The sequence below is a fragment of the Ramlibacter lithotrophicus genome (assembly GCF_012184415.1).
GTDB classification, from domain to species: Bacteria; Pseudomonadota; Gammaproteobacteria; order Burkholderiales; family Burkholderiaceae_C; genus Ramlibacter; species Ramlibacter lithotrophicus.
Genome location: NZ_VTOX01000007.1, coordinates 20,736 through 36,013, shown reverse-complemented (window position 1 = coordinate 36,013; position 15,278 = coordinate 20,736). Strand labels below are relative to the sequence as shown.

At 69.7% G+C, this 15,278-nt stretch carries 15 protein-coding genes and 1 tRNA gene; 4 read left to right on the top strand and 12 right to left on the bottom strand.

Annotation, left to right across the window (positions count from 1 at the left end):
• Positions 1–87 precede the first annotated feature (87 nt).
• Entirely contained in the window at positions 88–1,038 is a 951-nt protein-coding gene (locus tag RAMLITH_RS17775) for an ABC transporter permease (protein ID WP_168108786.1), read from the bottom strand.
• 54 nt (positions 1,039–1,092) lie between these two features.
• Between RAMLITH_RS17775 and RAMLITH_RS17770 the strand changes: the two genes are divergently transcribed.
• A complete protein-coding gene (locus tag RAMLITH_RS17770; protein ID WP_168108785.1) occupies positions 1,093–1,386 on the top strand; it encodes a YfhL family 4Fe-4S dicluster ferredoxin in 294 nt (97 codons plus the stop codon).
• A 9-nt stretch (positions 1,387–1,395) separates the two neighbouring features.
• Here the strand turns inward: RAMLITH_RS17770 and RAMLITH_RS17765 are convergent, their stop codons facing one another.
• The 8 genes from RAMLITH_RS17765 to RAMLITH_RS17730 all read right to left on the bottom strand — a co-directional run bounded on the left by RAMLITH_RS17765 (position 1,396) and on the right by RAMLITH_RS17730 (position 7,498).
• Positions 1,396–1,818: a hypothetical protein gene (locus RAMLITH_RS17765; protein WP_168108784.1), complete on the bottom strand. Its 423-nt coding sequence runs from the start codon at positions 1,816–1,818 to the stop codon at positions 1,396–1,398.
• A gap of 25 nt (positions 1,819–1,843) precedes the next feature.
• The gene (pth, locus tag RAMLITH_RS17760; RefSeq protein WP_168108783.1) at positions 1,844–2,452 is read right to left on the bottom strand and encodes an aminoacyl-tRNA hydrolase; all 609 of its coding nucleotides are present in this window, start codon (positions 2,450–2,452) and stop codon (positions 1,844–1,846) included.
• Positions 2,453–2,524: 72 nt separating this feature from the next.
• The gene (locus tag RAMLITH_RS17755) at positions 2,525–3,199 is read right to left on the bottom strand and encodes a 50S ribosomal protein L25/general stress protein Ctc (protein ID WP_168108782.1); all 675 of its coding nucleotides are present in this window, start codon (positions 3,197–3,199) and stop codon (positions 2,525–2,527) included.
• 96 nt (positions 3,200–3,295) lie between these two features.
• Positions 3,296–4,276 carry a ribose-phosphate pyrophosphokinase gene (locus RAMLITH_RS17750; protein WP_168108781.1) on the bottom strand — a complete coding sequence of 327 codons (981 nt, stop codon included), beginning with the start codon at positions 4,274–4,276 and terminating at the stop codon, positions 3,296–3,298.
• 49 nt (positions 4,277–4,325) lie between these two features.
• A tRNA-Gln gene (locus RAMLITH_RS17745) sits at positions 4,326–4,402 on the bottom strand.
• Positions 4,403–4,437: 35 nt separating this feature from the next.
• Entirely contained in the window at positions 4,438–5,301 is an 864-nt protein-coding gene (gene ispE / locus RAMLITH_RS17740) for a 4-(cytidine 5'-diphospho)-2-C-methyl-D-erythritol kinase (RefSeq protein ID WP_168108780.1), read from the bottom strand.
• A complete protein-coding gene (locus tag RAMLITH_RS17735) occupies positions 5,298–5,789 on the bottom strand; it encodes an outer membrane lipoprotein LolB (RefSeq protein ID WP_168108779.1) in 492 nt (163 codons plus the stop codon). The genes ispE and RAMLITH_RS17735 overlap by 4 nt, the downstream gene beginning before the upstream one ends.
• Entirely contained in the window at positions 5,786–7,498 is a 1,713-nt protein-coding gene (locus tag RAMLITH_RS17730) for a tetratricopeptide repeat protein (RefSeq protein WP_168108778.1), read from the bottom strand. Before RAMLITH_RS17730 ends, RAMLITH_RS17735 begins: the two co-directional genes overlap by 4 nt.
• A gap of 23 nt (positions 7,499–7,521) precedes the next feature.
• Here RAMLITH_RS17730 and mutM point away from each other — a divergent pair, with 23 nt between their 5' ends.
• The 3 genes from mutM to mutY all read left to right on the top strand — a co-directional run bounded on the left by mutM (position 7,522) and on the right by mutY (position 11,451).
• Positions 7,522–8,337, top strand: a complete 816-nt coding sequence (gene mutM / locus RAMLITH_RS17725) for a bifunctional DNA-formamidopyrimidine glycosylase/DNA-(apurinic or apyrimidinic site) lyase (RefSeq protein WP_168108777.1) — start codon at positions 7,522–7,524, stop codon at positions 8,335–8,337.
• Between the two features lie 112 nt (positions 8,338–8,449).
• The gene (locus tag RAMLITH_RS17720) at positions 8,450–10,411 is read left to right on the top strand and encodes a dynamin family protein (RefSeq protein WP_168108776.1); all 1,962 of its coding nucleotides are present in this window, start codon (positions 8,450–8,452) and stop codon (positions 10,409–10,411) included.
• On the top strand, positions 10,408–11,451 hold the full coding sequence (gene mutY / locus RAMLITH_RS17715; RefSeq protein ID WP_168108775.1) for an A/G-specific adenine glycosylase: 1,044 nt from the start codon (positions 10,408–10,410) through the stop codon (positions 11,449–11,451). Before RAMLITH_RS17720 ends, mutY begins: the two co-directional genes overlap by 4 nt.
• Positions 11,452–11,806: 355 nt before the next feature.
• Here mutY and rapZ read toward each other — a convergent pair whose 3' ends face one another.
• From rapZ to RAMLITH_RS17700, 3 genes are read right to left on the bottom strand one after another with little or no spacing between them, the layout of a single operon-like run.
• Entirely contained in the window at positions 11,807–12,682 is an 876-nt protein-coding gene (gene rapZ, locus RAMLITH_RS17710; protein WP_168108774.1) for an RNase adapter RapZ, read from the bottom strand.
• Positions 12,679–14,340, bottom strand: coding sequence for a DNA repair protein RecN (gene recN / locus RAMLITH_RS17705; protein WP_168108773.1), 1,662 nt, complete (start codon positions 14,338–14,340; stop codon positions 12,679–12,681). The genes rapZ and recN overlap by 4 nt, the downstream gene beginning before the upstream one ends.
• Entirely contained in the window at positions 14,340–15,233 is an 894-nt protein-coding gene (locus tag RAMLITH_RS17700) for an NAD kinase (RefSeq protein WP_168108772.1), read from the bottom strand. The genes recN and RAMLITH_RS17700 overlap by 1 nt, the downstream gene beginning before the upstream one ends.
• Positions 15,234–15,278: the final 45 nt, after the last annotated feature.

Here is a 15,278-nt window from a genome sequence, read left to right as displayed (position 1 = left end):
GCACGTCGGGTGCGGCTGCATCGCCGCGCCTAGCACTTGGCCTTTTTGACTCGCAACGCATCTGTCAAAAAAGGTGTGAACAGGCCCTCAAATGTCGCTGGCTTTCACCCGCGGGTCGATGGCGGCGTACAGCAGGTCGACGACGAAGTTGACGATGACCACCATCGCGGCCAGCAGCATCACGCAGTTGCGCACGACGATCAGGTCGCGGTTGGAGATCGACTGGAAGATCAGCCGACCCAGGCCCGGCAGGTAGAACACGCTCTCGACGACGATGGTGCCGGCGAGCAGCTCGGCGAACTGCAGGCCCATGATCGTGATCACCGGGATCATCGCGTTGCGCAGGACATGGCCCCACAAGGTCCCGGTGCGCGACACGCCCTTGGCCCGCGCCGTGCGCACGAAGTCCTCGCGCAGGACTTCGAGCACGGCGGATCGGGTGATGCGCGCCAGGATCGCCGACTGCACCACCGCCAGCGAGATCGCCGGCAGCAGCAGCGCCTTGACGCCTTCCAGGATGCCTTCTTCCCAGCCGGGGAAGCCGCCGGCGGAGAACCACTTGAGGTGCACCGAGAAGAGCAGGATCAGCAGGATCGCGAACCAGAAGTTCGGGATCGCGATGCCGACCTGCGACAGGCCCATCACGCCGACGTCGCCCAGCTTGTTGTGGCGGGCGGCGGCGTAGATGCCGGCAGCCAGGGCGATGATCGACGTGAGCGCCATCGCCATCAGCGCCAGCGGCACGGTGAGGGAGAGTCGCTCCAGCACGAGTTCGGACACCGGCGTGCTGTAGGTGTAGCTCAGGCCCAGGTCGCCCGTCAGCATGCCGCCGACCCAGTCGAAGTAGCGCTCCAGCGGCGGGCGGTCCAGTCCGAGCTTGGCGGCCAGCGCCTGCACCGCGTCGGGCGATGCATCGGGACCCATCAGGATCTGCGCCGCGTTGCCGGGAAGGATCTCCAGCACCAGGAAGACCACCACCGAAGCGCCTACCAGTGTCGCAATCAGGGTGATCAGGCGCTTGAAGAGGAAAATGCTCATTCCGGCGGGGATAATGCCAGAAGTGCAGAGCTGTTTTCGAGAGGGCGTGGCGCCATGGCATTGATGATTACCGACGAGTGCATCAACTGCGACGTGTGCGAGCCCGAGTGTCCCAACGAGGCGATCTCGCTCGGCCCGGAGATCTACCAGATCGATCCCGGCCGCTGCACCGAATGCGTGGGCCATTTCGACGAACCGCAGTGCGTGCAGGTCTGTCCCGTCGCCTGCATCCCGGTGAACCCGGCCCACGTCGAGAGCCGCGAATCGCTGTGGCGCAAATACCAGCGCCTGACAGGCAAGCCGGAAACGGGCGTGCCGGCGCCCGATTCCGAAACAGCCAGGCCCTGACCGGCGCGATCAGTCGCCGCTTTTCTTCGCCTTCGCCGCCTTCTTCGAAGGCTTCGACTCGCCCGGCTTCTTCGGCGACACCGCCGTGAAGTGGGCCGGCTTCTTCGCCACCGCCATCGAGCGGGTGCGGTCGCCCTGGTCCGCCGGGTCGCCGGCCTTCGGCGGCGGAATGTACGCGGGCGCGGCCTTGGCTTCGTCCTTCAGCCGCGCCTTTTCCATCTCGTCCGCCAGCTTCGCGTCGCGCCGCGCCGCACTGCTGGTCTGCGCGCGCTGGCCGGCGTCGCGCGCGTCCTCGGCCGGCACCTCCCTGCCGCCGGGGCAAGGCTTCTGGCTGTAGGTGTCGCCGCAGCGCCAGACCGTCTGGCCGGCCGCGGGAATGCTCCAGCCGGCCACGCAGGCCAGCAGGCACAGCACGCGCAAGGGATGGAACATGACGGACTCTCCTCGTGGTGGACGATCAGACCCCTTCAGGCCGCGGCGGCCTGGCGCGCGGCGGCTTGCTGGTGTGCACCAGCAAGGTGGCTTTCTCCATCTCGCCGGCCATCAGGGCCGGGAACGCCTTGAGCGTGCGGGCGATGCAGTCCTCGATCGCCGTGCGCTGTTCCGGCGCGGGCTTGCGCAGCACCCAGTCGACCACCTCGGACTTCACGCCCGGATGGCCGATCCCCAGCCGCAGCCGCCAGTAGTCTCCGGTGCCCAGCTGCGCGTGAATGTCGCGCAGGCCGTTGTGCCCGGCGTGGCTGCCACCGAACTTCAGCTTCGCCTGGCCCGGCACGATGTCGAGTTCGTCGTGCGCCACCAGGATTTCCTCCGGCGCGATCTTGTAGAAGCGCGCCAGGGCGGCGACGGAGCGGCCCGAAACGTTCATGAAGGTCTGCGGCTGCAGCAGCCAGAAGGTGTGGCCGTGCAGCGTCGCGCGCGCCATGCGGCCGTGATATGCCTTCTCCGGGACGAGCGACAGCTTGAGCTCGCCGGCAAGCGCGTCCACCCACCAGAACCCGGCGTTGTGGCGCGTCGCTTCGTACTCGGGGCCCGGATTGCCCAGCCCCACGAACAGTTTGATCATGGAGCGGCATTATCCGGCTCCAAAAGCAAACGGCCCGCCGGGGGGCGGGCCGTCGTTGCCGCGGCGGGCGGCTTACTTCTTCTTGGCCGGCTTGGCGTCGGCCTTCGGCGCGGCCTTTGCATCGGCCGCGGGAGCGGCGGCTGCCGGCGCGGCTTCCGCGCCCTCGGCGCCGGCGGCGGCTTCCTCGCCGCCGACCACGACCACGGAGACCAGCACCGGGTTCGGCTTGCCGCGGGTAACGGCCGTCACGCCCTTGGGCAGGGTGACGTCGTTCAGGTGCAGCGACATGCCCTTCTTGAGCGAGGACAGGTCGACTTCGATGAACTCGGGCAGGTCACCAGGGAAGCAGGAGATGTCCAGTTCGGACATGACCTGGTTCACGACGCAGTTCTCGAACTTGACTGCCTGCGACTCGTCCGCCTTCACGTAGTGCAGCGGCACCTTCATGTGCAGGCGGGTCTTGGCGTCGACGCGCTGGAAGTCGATGTGCAGCACCATCGGCTTGAACGGGTGCACCTGCACGTCGCGCAGCAGCACCTTGCCTTCCTTGCCGTTCAGCTCCATGTCCAGGATGGTGGAATGGAAGGCTTCCTTCTTGAGGGCGTGCCACAGGGCGTTGTGATCCAGCTCGATCAGCTGCGGCTCGCCCGAGCCCCCGTACACGATGCCCGGCGTCTTGCCGGTATTGCGGAGACGGCGGCTCGCACCCGTGCCCTGCTTGGCGCGCTCGAAAGCGACGAATTTCATGATTCACTCCAGTTGAAGCCCACCGCGACCAGTGCGGCTCCGTTGCAAAAAAGGGCCTGCTCGCGCAGGCCCGCTCGATGTCCCGTCAGGCAAGCCTCAGAAGAGGTTTTCCTGGTCCGAGAACAAACTCATCACCGACTCGCCCTTGGCGATCCGCTGCACCGTCTCGGCGATCAGCGGGGCCACGGAGAGCTGGCGGATCTTGCCGCAGTTGCGCGCGGCTTCCGACAGCGGGATCGTGTTGGTCACCACCACCTCGTCCAGGGCCGTGCCCTTGGACAGGCGCTCGATCGCGGGACCCGAGAAGATCGGGTGCGTGCAATAGGCGTAGACCTTCTTCGCGCCGCGCGCCTTCAGCACCTCGGCCGCCTTCACCAGCGTGCCGGCGGTGTCGATCATGTCGTCCATGATCACGCAGTTGCGGCCGTCGATCTCGCCGATCACGTGCATCACTTCGCTGACGTTGGCGCGCGGCCGGCGCTTGTCGATGATCGCGAGGTCGGTGTCCAGCTGCTTGGCCAGCGCGCGGGCGCGCACCACGCCGCCGACGTCGGGCGACACCACGATCAGGTTGTCGTAGCTCTTGTGGCGCAGGTCGCCCAGCAGCACCGGCGACGCGTAGATGTTGTCCACCGGGATGTCGAAGAAGCCCTGGATCTGGTCGGCGTGCAGGTCCATGGTGAGGACCCGGGCGACGCCCACTTTCTGCAGCAGGTTGGCGACCACCTTGGCCGAAATCGGCACGCGCGTGGAACGCGGCCGCCGGTCCTGCCGGGCGTAGCCGAAATACGGGATCACGGCGCTGATGCGCTCGGCCGAGGCGCGCTTGAGCGCGTCGACCATGATCAGCAGTTCCATCAGGTTGTCGTTGGTCGGGGCGCAGGTGGACTGCACCACGAAGACGTCCCTGGCCCGCACGTTGGTGTTGATCTCGACGGTGACTTCGCCGTCCGAGAAGCGCCCGACGCTGGCGGCGCCGAGCGAGATGCCCAGGTGGCCGGCAATCTCGGCGGCCAGCGCCGGATTGGCGTTGCCCGTGAACACCATGAAATCGGGAGAGGGGGGAGCAACCTGCATGGACTGACCCAGCGAATTTGAACTTTAGTGCCTGTACGCAACGCGTATTTGGCAGGGGAGGAAGGACTCGAACCCTCGCATGCTGGAATCAAAATCCAGTGCCTTAACCAACTTGGCGACTCCCCTACACGGGTTGCCGGCTGCAACCAGCCGACCACCGATCAATCGTCGCTGGGGGCCCACCCGAAGAGGGGATGGACCTCCAAATTGCTGCATTCCCGCGCCTGCCAGCCCGCCGGGGCCGCCTGCAGTGCCTGCCCTGCCGGTAGCGGCGCAAAGACCGCGCTGCCGGAGCCCGTCATCCGCCCTTGCAGGCCTTGCGATCCAAGCCATTCCAGCGCCTGGGTCACCCCGGCGCACAGGCGCTGGGCAACGGGTTGCAGATCGTTCCGGCCGAACCGGTAAGGGTCCGTATTCCCGGAAGGGTTTGCAGCAAAGCCTGAGATTATAGCAGGCTCGGTGTCGCGTTTGAGCAGCGGGTCCGCGAATATGCGGGCGGTGGCCAGGCCCTGGGAAGGTTTCACGACGGCAAACCGCCCCGGCGGCAGCGCCAGCGGCGTCGAATGCTCCCCTATGCCCTCCACCCAGGCGTTGCGGCCGTGCAGGAAAAAGGGCACGTCGGCGCCCAGCGCCAGCCCGATCTGAGCGAGCCGCGCCAGCGGCAGGTTCAGGCCCCACAGCCGGTTGAGCGCCAGCAGGCAGCTGGCCGCGTCGGACGAGCCGCCGCCCAGGCCGGCTTCGCTCGGCACCCGTTTGTCGATGGCGACGTGGACGCCGGCCGTGACGCCGCCGGCGCGCTGCAGCGCTTGCGCCGCCGCCAGCACGAGATCCTGCTGCGGCAATGGCACCCCGAGGTCCTCGCGGCTGATGGCGCCGCCGGCGCGCAGCTCGAAGTGCAGCGTGTCGCACCAGTCGATCAGCATGAACGCCGACTGCAGCAGGTGCATGCCGTCCGCCCGGCGCCCCACCACGTGCAGGAACAGGTTCAGCTTGGCCGGGGCCGGGACGTCGTACAGCGCCTTCATCGGTCCAGCGCCACCCGCAGGTCCGCCTCCGGCTGCGGCTCGTGCCGCACGGCGGAAATGCGTCCTTCCGCCAGTTGCGAGAGGTTCGCCCGCCAGCCGGGCACCGGCGTGTTGCGCCCGCGCAGCCAGTCGAAGAGCGCCGCCACCGGGATGGCGGCCCCGGTGGCCTGGGTGACCAGTGCCTCCACCGACGGAAAACTGCGCGTGCGGCCGTTGCTGCGCAAGGTGGCGCTCCCCGGCGCCCAGGCCAGCACGGCCAGCGTGCCGCCCAGCGGACTCGTCAGCGTCAATTCGCCCGACTCGGCGGTTCCGCGCAGTTCGAACATCGCGGCAAAGGACTGGCTCGCCTGGTCCTTGACCTGCAGCGCGAGCCGCCCGCTCCAGGGGCCGTTGTCACCCGCGCCGTCGGCCGGCCGCGGCGGCGTGGCGCATCCGGCCAACGCCACCAGGCCGCAACCGAGCAGCCACGACACCCGCCGCCGGTTCATGGCTTGACGCGCAGGCGCTTGAGCGTTTCCTGCAGGGTGTCGTTGTCGGCGTTGAGCAGCAGCCCTTCCTTCCACACGGCCTCGGCGCGCTCGCGCTGGCCCAGGGTCCACAGCACCTCGCCGAGATGGGCGGCGATGTCGGCGTCGGGCCGGGTCTTGTACGCCGTCTCCAGGATGCGCAGCGCCTCGCCCAGGTTGCCCAGTCGGAACTCCACCCACCCGAGGCTGTCGCTGATGAAGGGATCGTCGGGCGCGTAGGTCAGCGCCTTGCGGATCAGCTCTTTCGCCTCGGGCAGCCGCAGGTTGCGATCGGCCAGCGAATAGCCCAGCGCGTTGTACGCATGGTGGTAGTCCGGCTTGGTGGCGATCACCTGGCGCAGCAGGCGTTCCATGGCGGCGAGGTTGCCCATCTTCTCGGCGACCATGGCCTGCTCGTACAGCAGGTCGACGTCGACCGGCGGCTTGGCCGCGGCCCGGCCGAGCAGCTCGTAGGCCTCGCGCCAGTGCTTCGTGTCGCGCAGCAGCTGCACCTCGGCCATCAATTTGGTGCGGGCATCGGCCGGGTTGCGCTCGGGCAGCGCTCGCAGCAGCTTGCGCGCCTCCTCGAGCTTGCCCTGCCGCGCCATGATCGAGGCGCGACGCTGCTGGGCCGCGACCAGGTCCTGGGGATTCTCGATGCGGTCGAGCCAGGCGGCGGCCTGGGCGAGGTCCTTGCGGCGCTCGGCGATCCGCGACAGCGACAGGAAGGCCTGCGCCATGCCGCGGCTGCGGTCCTCGGGCTTGCCCTGGGCCTGTGCCAGCTCCAGGTAGCGCTTGATCGACGCTTCAGCGGCATCGTCGCGGTTGTCCTGCAGCTGCAGCGTTCCCTGCACCAGCCAGGCCTCGGGATAGTCGGGCTTCTCCCTGGTGACGAACTCCAGTTGCTGCGCCGCGTCCTGGTAGCGCTGCGCTTCCAGCAGTTCGCGGGCATAGGACATGCGCAGCTCGGGCAGCGGCTTGCCTGCCATGTACCGCCGCACCAGGGACTCGGCCTGCGGCTCCTTCGGATCCATCAGTTCCAGTGCCAGCAGCACCGGCCCTTCCGCGCCCGGGCTCGCGGCCTGTGCGCGCTGGGCCGCGTCGATCGCGGCCTTGCGGTCGCCGGCGGCCAGCCGCATCCGGCCGACGGCCGTCCAGGCGGCGCCGGCCGTGTCGGGTTGCCGCAGGTAGTCGGCCAGTGCCTGTTCCACCACCGACGCCGCCAGCTTCTTGTCGGAGACCCGCGAATAATTGCGCGGAATCAGCGACAAGGTGGCATTGCGGTCCTTGGCGTCGGACAGCTCGATCTCGGTCCGCAGCGCCGGCGCGCTCTCGCTGACCCGGTTCAGCGCGATCAGGATCTGCAGCACGTAGCGGTTCGCGTCGCGCGAAGTGGGATGCGCGTCCTTCCAGGCGCGGGCCGCCTGCAGCGCGGCATCGCCCGACCGCGACTGGAACGCCAGGTCCACCGCCCGCTGGTACAGGGCCGGGTCGTTCGTCTTGCGCGCCGCATCCAGGATCAGGGAGTAGCCGGTGGACGGCTCCGCGCCGCGCGCATTGAGTTCGCCCAGCAGCAACTCGTAGAAGAGTTCCGCGTCGAGGGCCGTCTGTGCCGGGGGCTCCGCCGCCTGGGCCGGTGCGATGTGAATCCATGCCAGCAGCAGGGCGCCGGCGAGGGTCAATCTCTTCATCGATTCATGATAATCCAGGACCCATGCCCGAACTGCCGGAAGTCGAAGTCACCCGCCGCAGCTTCGCCGATCGCATCGCGGGCGGCCGCGTCGAGGCGGTGCGCGTCGGCAAGCCCCTGCGCTGGCCGCTGGGCGTGACGCCGCAGGCGCTGGTGGGACGCACAGTCACCGGCGTGCGCCGCCGCGGCAAGTACCTGCTGATCGACCTCGACCAGGGTGTGCTGCTGCTGCACCTGGGCATGTCCGGCAGCCTGAGTTTCGCGCCGTCGCAGCCGCAGCCGGGCGCGCACGACCACTTCGACCTCGTCACCACCCGCGGCGTGCTGCGGCTCAACGACCCCCGCCGGTTCGGGGCGGTGGTCTTTGCGCCCGGCGAGGATGCGGCGCAGGCGGTCAAGCTGCTGGGGCGGTTGGGCGTCGAGCCGCTGTCGGACGCCTTCGACCTCGATGCCTTCCACCAGCGCCTGCGGCGGCGCAACGCCCCGATCAAGCAGGTGCTCCTGGCGGGCGACGTGGTGGTGGGCGTCGGCAACATCTACGCTTCCGAAGCGCTGTTCCTGGCGCGGATCCGGCCGACGCTGCGCGCGTCGCGCATCAGCCGCCCGCGGGCCCGGCTGCTGCAGCAGGCGGTGCGCGACGTGCTCGCGCGGGCCGTGGAGCGGGGCGGCAGCACCTTGCGCGACTTCTCCAATGCTCATGGCGAGGCCGGCCTGTTCCAGCTCGATGCCATGGTGTACGACCGCGCGGGACAGCCATGCCGCGTCTGCGGGACGGCGGTGAAGACGATCCGCCAGGGCCAGCGGGCCACCTATTTCTGCCCCACCTGCCAGAAGCCGTGAACTGCGGCGCGGGCGGCCGGCGCGCGCTTGCCGAAAAACGACATCCGCGCGCGCGCGTGGACGCGCGCCGGGGGGCCGATGCTATATTCAATTGCTCTACCACGGGGACACAGTGGGCACTTCCTTCAACGAACAGTTCGACCAGCACGGCGCCTGGAGGCGCCAGTTCGCGCTGCGCCTGAAACTGCTGTCGGAGTGGCTGCGTGACCACGACCTCCTCGACGCCGCCGTCGAGGAGCGGCTGCGCCGGCTGGAGACGCAGATCCGCTCGGACAAGGTCATGGTCGCCTTCGTCGCCGAGTTCTCGCGCGGCAAGTCGGAGCTGATCAACGCGATCTTCTTCGCCGGCTACAAGCGCCGCATCATGCCGGCCAGCGCGGGCCGCACCACCATGTGCCCGACGGAGCTGGGCTACGACGGCGAGGTGCCGCCCTGCCTGCGGCTGCTGCCGATCGAGACCCGCTTGCAGCCGCAGCCGCTGATGGAATGGCGCGCGGTGCCCGAGAAGTGGGTCCGCTTCGACCTCGACGTCAACGACGCGTCGCAGCTGGCGCAGGCCTTCGAGAAAGTGGCCGAAGTGCGGCGCGTGACCACCGACGAGGCGCGCGCGCTGGGGTTCTGGCACGACGAATTCCCCGAGAACAACCCGCTGCTGGGGCCGGACGGCAAGGTGGAGGTGCCGCGCTGGCGCCACGCGCTGATCAACATCGCCCACCCGCTGCTGAAACAGGGCCTCGTCATCCTCGACACGCCAGGCCTCAACGCCATCGGCGCCGAGCCGGAACTGACGGTGAACCTGATCCCGCAGGCCCACGCGGTGGTGTTCATCCTGGCCGCGGACACCGGCGTCACCAAGTCGGACCTCGCCATCTGGCGCGAGCACCTGATCTCAGAGGGCGACAGCGCCGACGCGCGGCTGGTGGTGCTGAACAAGATCGACACCATGTGGGACGCGCTGCGCACCCCGTACGAGGTGCAGGGCGAGATCGAGCGCCAGCGCGCCACCTCGGCGCAGGTGCTCGGGCTGTCGGAGTCGCAGGTGATCCCCGTTTCCGCCCAGAAGGGCCTGCTCGCGAAGATCAACGAGGACGCCGCTCTGCTGCAGGCCAGCCAGTTGCCGGTGCTCGAACGCGCGCTCAGCCACGGGGTGATGGGGCACCGCCGCAACATCCTGCGCGCCTCCGTCGCCGCCAACATCGTGTCGCTGCGCTCCGAGGCCGCGCGCGCCATCCAGATCCGGCGGCGCGACCTGGCCGAGCAGATGATGGAGCTCAAGGGCCTGCGCGGCAAGAACACGTCGGTGATCCGGCAGATGCGCGCCCGCATCGAGCAGGAGCAGCGCGAGTTCGACGTGAGCGGGGCGCGGGTGCACGCGGTGCGCTCCGTGCACCTGAAGCTGCTGCGCGAAGTGCTCGCCCTGCTCGGCACGCCCGCGCTGAAGCAGGAGATGGCCGAGCTCACCGCCAAGCTGCGGCAGCCCGGCATCAAGCTCGGCGCGCGCAAGGCCTACGCGCAGACCTTCGACCGGCTGCGCGCCACGCTGCGCCAGGCGGCGGACAGCAGCGCCGAGATCCAGTCGATGCTCACCGGCACCTTCCGCCAGCTCAATGCCGAATACGGGTTCTCGCTGCAGGCGCCGCGCGAGCCGGACCTGGTGCGGTTCCAGCGCGACCTCGACCTGGTCGAGCGCAGCCACATCCAGTACCTCGGGATGGGCAACATGTTCCGCCTGGCGCAGCCCGAATTCGCCGACCGGCTGGTGCGCGCCCTGGCGACGCGGCTGCGGGTGGTCTACGAATCGGCGCTCGGCGAACTGGAACTGTGGAACAAGTCGGCCGCAGCCCAGCTCGACGCGCAGTTGCGCGAGCGCCGCCGCAACTTCGGCCGGCGGCTCGAGGCGATCGAGCGCATCCAGCAGGCTGCGTCGGGGTTGGACCAGCGCATCGCCGAGATTGAGAGCCAGGAAGCCGCGCTGTCAGTCCTGGAGGCGAAGCTGCTGGAGCTCACGGGGCAGCTGATCACCGTCCCCGAAGAGGAATCCGCGCCATCCGAGCCCCTGCGCATGTCCGCATGAGCGGCTTGCCGGCGGGTTTTGCCGGGCGCGTCGTGCGCTGGCAGCGCTCGCATGGCCGCGCCGGGCTGCCGTGGCAAGGCACCCGCGACCCCTACCGCGTCTGGCTCTCCGAAATCATGCTGCAGCAGACGCAGGTGTCGCGCGTGCTCGAGTACTACCCGCGCTTCCTGTCGCGCTTTCCGGACGTCCGCGCGCTGGCCGCCGCCAGCCTGGACGACGTGTATGCCTGCTGGTCCGGGCTCGGCTACTACAGCCGTGCGCGCAACCTGCACCGCTGCGCGCAGGAAGTCGTTGCCGTGCATGGCGGCGCATTCCCGAGCCGCGCGGCGGTGCTGGAGACGCTGCCCGGCATCGGCCGGTCGACGGCGGCGGCGATCGCCGCCTTCTGCTTCGGCGAGCGCGCCGCGATCCTCGACGGCAACGTCAAGCGCGTGCTCACCCGGGTGCTCGGGTTCGGCGACGACCTGGCCGCGGCAGCGAACGAACGCAAGCTGTGGGAACACGCGCAGGACCTGCTGCCCAGTCGCGACCTGCAGCGGGCCATGCCGCCGTATACCCAGGGCCTGATGGACCTGGGCGCCACGATCTGCCTGCCGCGCAATCCGTCGTGCCTGTTGTGCCCGGCGAACTCGCTGTGCGTTGCGCGCGCCGCGGGCAATCCGGAGCGCTACCCGGTCAGGACCCGCAAGCTCACCCGCGGCTCGCAGTCGCTGTGGCTGTTGCGGGCGGCGAGCGAAGAAGGCGCGGTGTGGCTCGAGAAGCGGCCGGCCACCGGCATCTGGGCCGGGCTGTATTGCCTGCCGGTGTTCGACAGCGCCAGCGCCCTGGAACAATCGCTGGGCGGCCACGAGCGTGCCGGCTGGCGCGAGGATCCGCCGTTCCTGCACGTGCTGACCCACAAGGACCTGTACCTGCATCCGGTGGCGGTGCGGCTGCCCAGGCAGGCGATGGCCGGACGCGAAGGGACATGGGCGGTGCGCGAGGAGCTGGGCCGCTACGGCGTGCCGGCGCCGGTGCAGCGGCTGCTGGCGCAGGACTAGGTTTTCCTTGCTCTCCCCGGGGGGAGGAACCAGGGTGAGTGCCTTGCGCCGGAGCAATTGGGGTCGGACCGGAATTCAGGACGATGGCCCCACCGCAGCGCTCGGTGGTGTTCGAAATTCCGCTCCGACCCCAATCGCGGTGGTGGAGGAAGGAAGGGTTGTCTCGGGCCGCCCGTCAGCGGGGTCAGAGCACGATTTCGAACCAGACCTCCCGCTCCGGCCGCAGCCTCGTCCTGAATCGTGATCTGACCCCGCTGACTCGACCTCGTGGCACGGGTCGGCGGCACTGCGGTGGTGGAGGAAGGAAGGGTTGTCTCCGCCCGCCCCGTCACCGCGGTCAGAGCCTCCAGTGCGACTAGCCCGCGTCGAGCTCGCGATGGCGCTTGAGCGCCGTGCGTTTCTGCCCGAACCACGCCGCCAGCTGCTCCACCAGGTACACCGACCGGTGCTGGCCGCCGGTGCAGCCGATAGCCACCGTGACGTAACTGCGGTGATCGCGCGCCAGCGGCTCCAGCCACTCGTCGATGAAGGCGGCGATCCGGCTGCGCATGCGCTCCACGTCCGGGTGCTGCTCCAGAAAAGCGCGCACCGGCTCGTCGCGGCCGGTCAGGTCGCGCAGCCCCGGCTCGTAGTGCGGGTTGGGCAGCATGCGCACGTCGAAGACGAAGTCGGCATCCACCGGGATGCCGCGCTTGAAGGCGAAGGATTCGAACACCAGCGTCAGCTGGCTGACCGGTGCCGACAGCAGCGACTTGACGTAGGCCTGCAGCTGGCTGGGCCGGATCACGCTGGTGTCGATCACGTGCGCCTGGTCGCGCAGCTCGGCCAGCAGCTCGCGTTCCAGCTCGATCGCCTCGACCAGCGCGCGCTGCCCGTCCGGGCCGTCCTGCGGCGCCGGCGTGCTCGAAAGCGGATGGCGGCGCCGGGTCTCGGAGAACCGCCGCACCAGCGTGTCGGTCGTGGAGTCGAGGAACAGCGGCCGCACGTTGACGTTGCCGCGTCGCAGCTCGCGCAGTTGCGCCGGCACCAGCGGCAGCGCCGTCGCGCTGCGCACGTCAACGGCGATGGCGACGCGCTCCACGCTGCTTTGCTGCTCCAGCGCCACGAAGGGCAGCAGCAGTTCCGGCGGCAGGTTGTCGACGCAGTAATAGCCGGCGTCCTCCAGCGCGCGCAGGGCCACGGACTTGCCGGACCCCGACATGCCGGTGATGAGGACCACTTCCAGCGTCATGGCTTGGCCTCGCCCGCGGTCGAGAGCATTTCCTTGGCATGGGCCAGGCTCGTGCCCGACAGCTTCTCGCCGCCCAGCATCCGCGCGACCTCCGCGACCCGCTGCTCGCCTTGCACCGGCGCCACCGTGCTCGAAGTGCCGGCGCGGTCGCTCTGCTTGGAGACCACCAGGTGGTGGTCGGCGCAGGCGGCCACCTGCGGCAGGTGCGTCACGGCCAGCACCTGGCGGTCGCGCCCCAGCTGCTTCATCAGCCGGCCCACCGTCTCGGCGACGGCGCCGCCGACGCCAGCGTCCACTTCGTCGAAGATCAGCGTCTGGGCTTCGCCGAGCCGGCTGGTGGTGACGGCGATGGCCAGCGCGATGCGCGACAGCTCGCCGCCCGAGGCCACCTTGCCGACGGGGCGCGGCGTGGCGCCCGCATGGCCGGCCACCAGGAAATTCACCTGCTCCAGCCCTTGGGAGCCGGGCTCCGGCAAGGGTTCCAGCTTGACCTCGAAGCGCCCGCCTTTCATGCCCAGGCCCTGCATCGCCTGCGTCACCGCCTTGGCAAGCTGGGGCGCCGCCTTGGCACGCGCGCCGGACAGCGCCTTCGCGAGCGCCATGTAGCCCGCTTGCGCCTGGTCGGCCGCCGCCTGCAGTCCCGCGAGGTCCGCCGCCGCGTCGAGCCGAGCCAGTTCGTCCTTCCAGCCGGCCAGCAGCGCCGGCAGCTCCGCCGGCGTGCGCTTGTAGCGGCGCGCGAGCGACATCCATTGCGACATCCGCTCGTCCAGCTCGGCGAGTCGCTGCGGGTCGAGGTCGGTCTTGCGCAGGTAGGCGTGCAGCGAATGCGCGGCGTCCTCGACCTGCGCGAGGCTGGACGCCAGCACCTGCGCCAGTTCGCGGAAGGCCGGCTCCACGTGCTGCTGGCCTTCCAGCAGCCCCTGGGCCTGCGCCAGTTGCGAGGCGGCGCCGCCGTCCTCGCCTTCGAGCGCCTGCAGCGCGCCTTGCGCCGACTCCAGCAGCGCCTGCGCGTTGGCCAGCCGCGTGTGGCCCGCGTTGAGTTCCTCCCACTCGTCGGCGCCCGGCGCCAGCTTGTCGATCTCGCCGATCTGCCAGGCCAGCCGCTCGCGTTCGCGCTGCAGCGAGTCCTGGGCGGCGCGCGCTTCTTCGAGCGTGCGCTGGGCGGCGCGCCAATGCTGCCAGGCGGCCAGCAGCGGCTGAGGGTCGGCGCCGGCATACGCGTCGAGCAGCGCGCGCACGGCGTCGGGCCGCGTCAGGCTCTGCCAGGCGTGCTGTCCATGGATGTCGACCAGCTGGTCGGCCAGTTCCTTCAGCTGGCCGGCCGTGGCCGGGCTGCCGTTGATCCAGGCCCGGCTCTTGCCCTGCGCGTCGATCGTGCGGCGCAGCAGCAGTCCGTCGCCGGCGTCGAAGCCGGCCTCCTGCAGCCACGCGTCCAGGGTGGCCGGCGCGTCGAACTCCGCGCTGATCTCGGCCCGCGGCGCGCCTTCGCGCACCACCACGGCTTCGGCGCGGGCGCCCAGCGCCAGTTGCAGCGCGTCCACCAGGATCGACTTGCCGGCGCCGGTCTCGCCCGTGAGCACGGAGAAGCCGCCGGCAAAGTCCAGGTCGAGCTCGCGCACGATGACGAAATCGCGCAGAGCGATGCGCTTGAGGCCCATCAGTTGCCCTCGTTCCAGTGCAGTTTTTCGCGCAGCGTGTCGAAGTAGGTCCAGCCCACCGGGTGCAGGAAGCGCACGCGGTGCTCCGACCGGCGCACGGTCACCCGGTCGCCGTGCAGCAGCGAGGCCAGCGACTGCATGTCGAAATTGGCGCTGGCATCGCGGCCCGATACCAGCTCGATCGTCACTTCGCAGCCGTCGGGCAGCACGATCGGCCGGTTGGACAGCGTGTGCGGCGCGATCGGGACCAGCACCCAGCCCATGGTCGACGGGTGCACCAGCGGGCCGCCCGCGGACAGGGAGTACGCGGTGGACCCGGTGGGCGAGGCGACGATCAGGCCGTCGGCGCGCTGGTTCGCCACGAAATGGCCGTCCACCTCCACCCGCAGTTCCACCATGCCGGAGGTGGCGCCGCGGTTGACGACCACGTCGTTCATGGCCAGCGCGTCGAACATGCACTGGCCGTCGCGGAACACCTGGGCGTGCATGAGGCTGCGCAGGTCTTCCTCGTAGGCGCCGCCCAGCATAGGCTCCAGGATGCGGCGGTAGTAGTCCAGCGGGATGTCGGTGATGAAGCCCAGCCGCCCCTGGTTGACGCCGATCAGCGGCACGCCGTAGCGCGCGAGCTGCCGGCCGACGCCCAGCATCGTGCCGTCGCCGCCGACCACCAGGACCAGGTCGCAGCCGGCGCCTATGGCCGGCAGGTCCAGCGCCGGGTAGCCCTGGATGCCGGTGCTGGTCGCCGTTTCGCGCTCGATCGCCACCTCGCAGCCCTGCCCGGCGAGGAACTGGCCGATGTCTTCCAGCGCGGCCCGCGTCTGCGCCGCGGCGCCGTGCGACACTGCCGCGTGGTATTTGCCGATCAGCGCCACCTGGCGGAACTGGGAAGTCATCGCCGGATTATGTATGGCGGGCGTGCCGGGACGACCATCCGGAGG

Excerpts from the sequence above, each read along its gene's own strand:
- RAMLITH_RS17775 (WP_168108786.1), bottom strand. The coding sequence starts at position 1,038 with ATGAGCATTTTCCTCTTCAAGCGCCTGATCACCCTGATTGCGACACTG.
- RAMLITH_RS17770 (WP_168108785.1), top strand. The coding sequence starts at position 1,093 with ATGGCATTGATGATTACCGACGAGTGCATCAACTGCGACGTGTGCGAG.
- RAMLITH_RS17765 (WP_168108784.1), bottom strand. The coding sequence starts at position 1,818 with ATGTTCCATCCCTTGCGCGTGCTGTGCCTGCTGGCCTGCGTGGCCGGC.
- pth (WP_168108783.1), bottom strand. The coding sequence starts at position 2,452 with ATGATCAAACTGTTCGTGGGGCTGGGCAATCCGGGCCCCGAGTACGAA.
- RAMLITH_RS17755 (WP_168108782.1), bottom strand. The coding sequence starts at position 3,199 with ATGAAATTCGTCGCTTTCGAGCGCGCCAAGCAGGGCACGGGTGCGAGC.
- RAMLITH_RS17750 (WP_168108781.1), bottom strand. The coding sequence starts at position 4,276 with ATGCAGGTTGCTCCCCCCTCTCCCGATTTCATGGTGTTCACGGGCAAC.
- ispE (WP_168108780.1), bottom strand. The coding sequence starts at position 5,301 with ATGAAGGCGCTGTACGACGTCCCGGCCCCGGCCAAGCTGAACCTGTTC.
- RAMLITH_RS17735 (WP_168108779.1), bottom strand. The coding sequence starts at position 5,789 with ATGAACCGGCGGCGGGTGTCGTGGCTGCTCGGTTGCGGCCTGGTGGCG.
- RAMLITH_RS17730 (WP_168108778.1), bottom strand. The coding sequence starts at position 7,498 with ATGAAGAGATTGACCCTCGCCGGCGCCCTGCTGCTGGCATGGATTCAC.
- mutM (WP_168108777.1), top strand. The coding sequence starts at position 7,522 with ATGCCCGAACTGCCGGAAGTCGAAGTCACCCGCCGCAGCTTCGCCGAT.
- mutY (WP_168108775.1), top strand. The coding sequence starts at position 10,408 with ATGAGCGGCTTGCCGGCGGGTTTTGCCGGGCGCGTCGTGCGCTGGCAG.
- rapZ (WP_168108774.1), bottom strand. The coding sequence starts at position 12,682 with ATGACGCTGGAAGTGGTCCTCATCACCGGCATGTCGGGGTCCGGCAAG.
- recN (WP_168108773.1), bottom strand. The coding sequence starts at position 14,340 with ATGGGCCTCAAGCGCATCGCTCTGCGCGATTTCGTCATCGTGCGCGAG.
- RAMLITH_RS17700 (WP_168108772.1), bottom strand. The coding sequence starts at position 15,233 with ATGACTTCCCAGTTCCGCCAGGTGGCGCTGATCGGCAAATACCACGCG.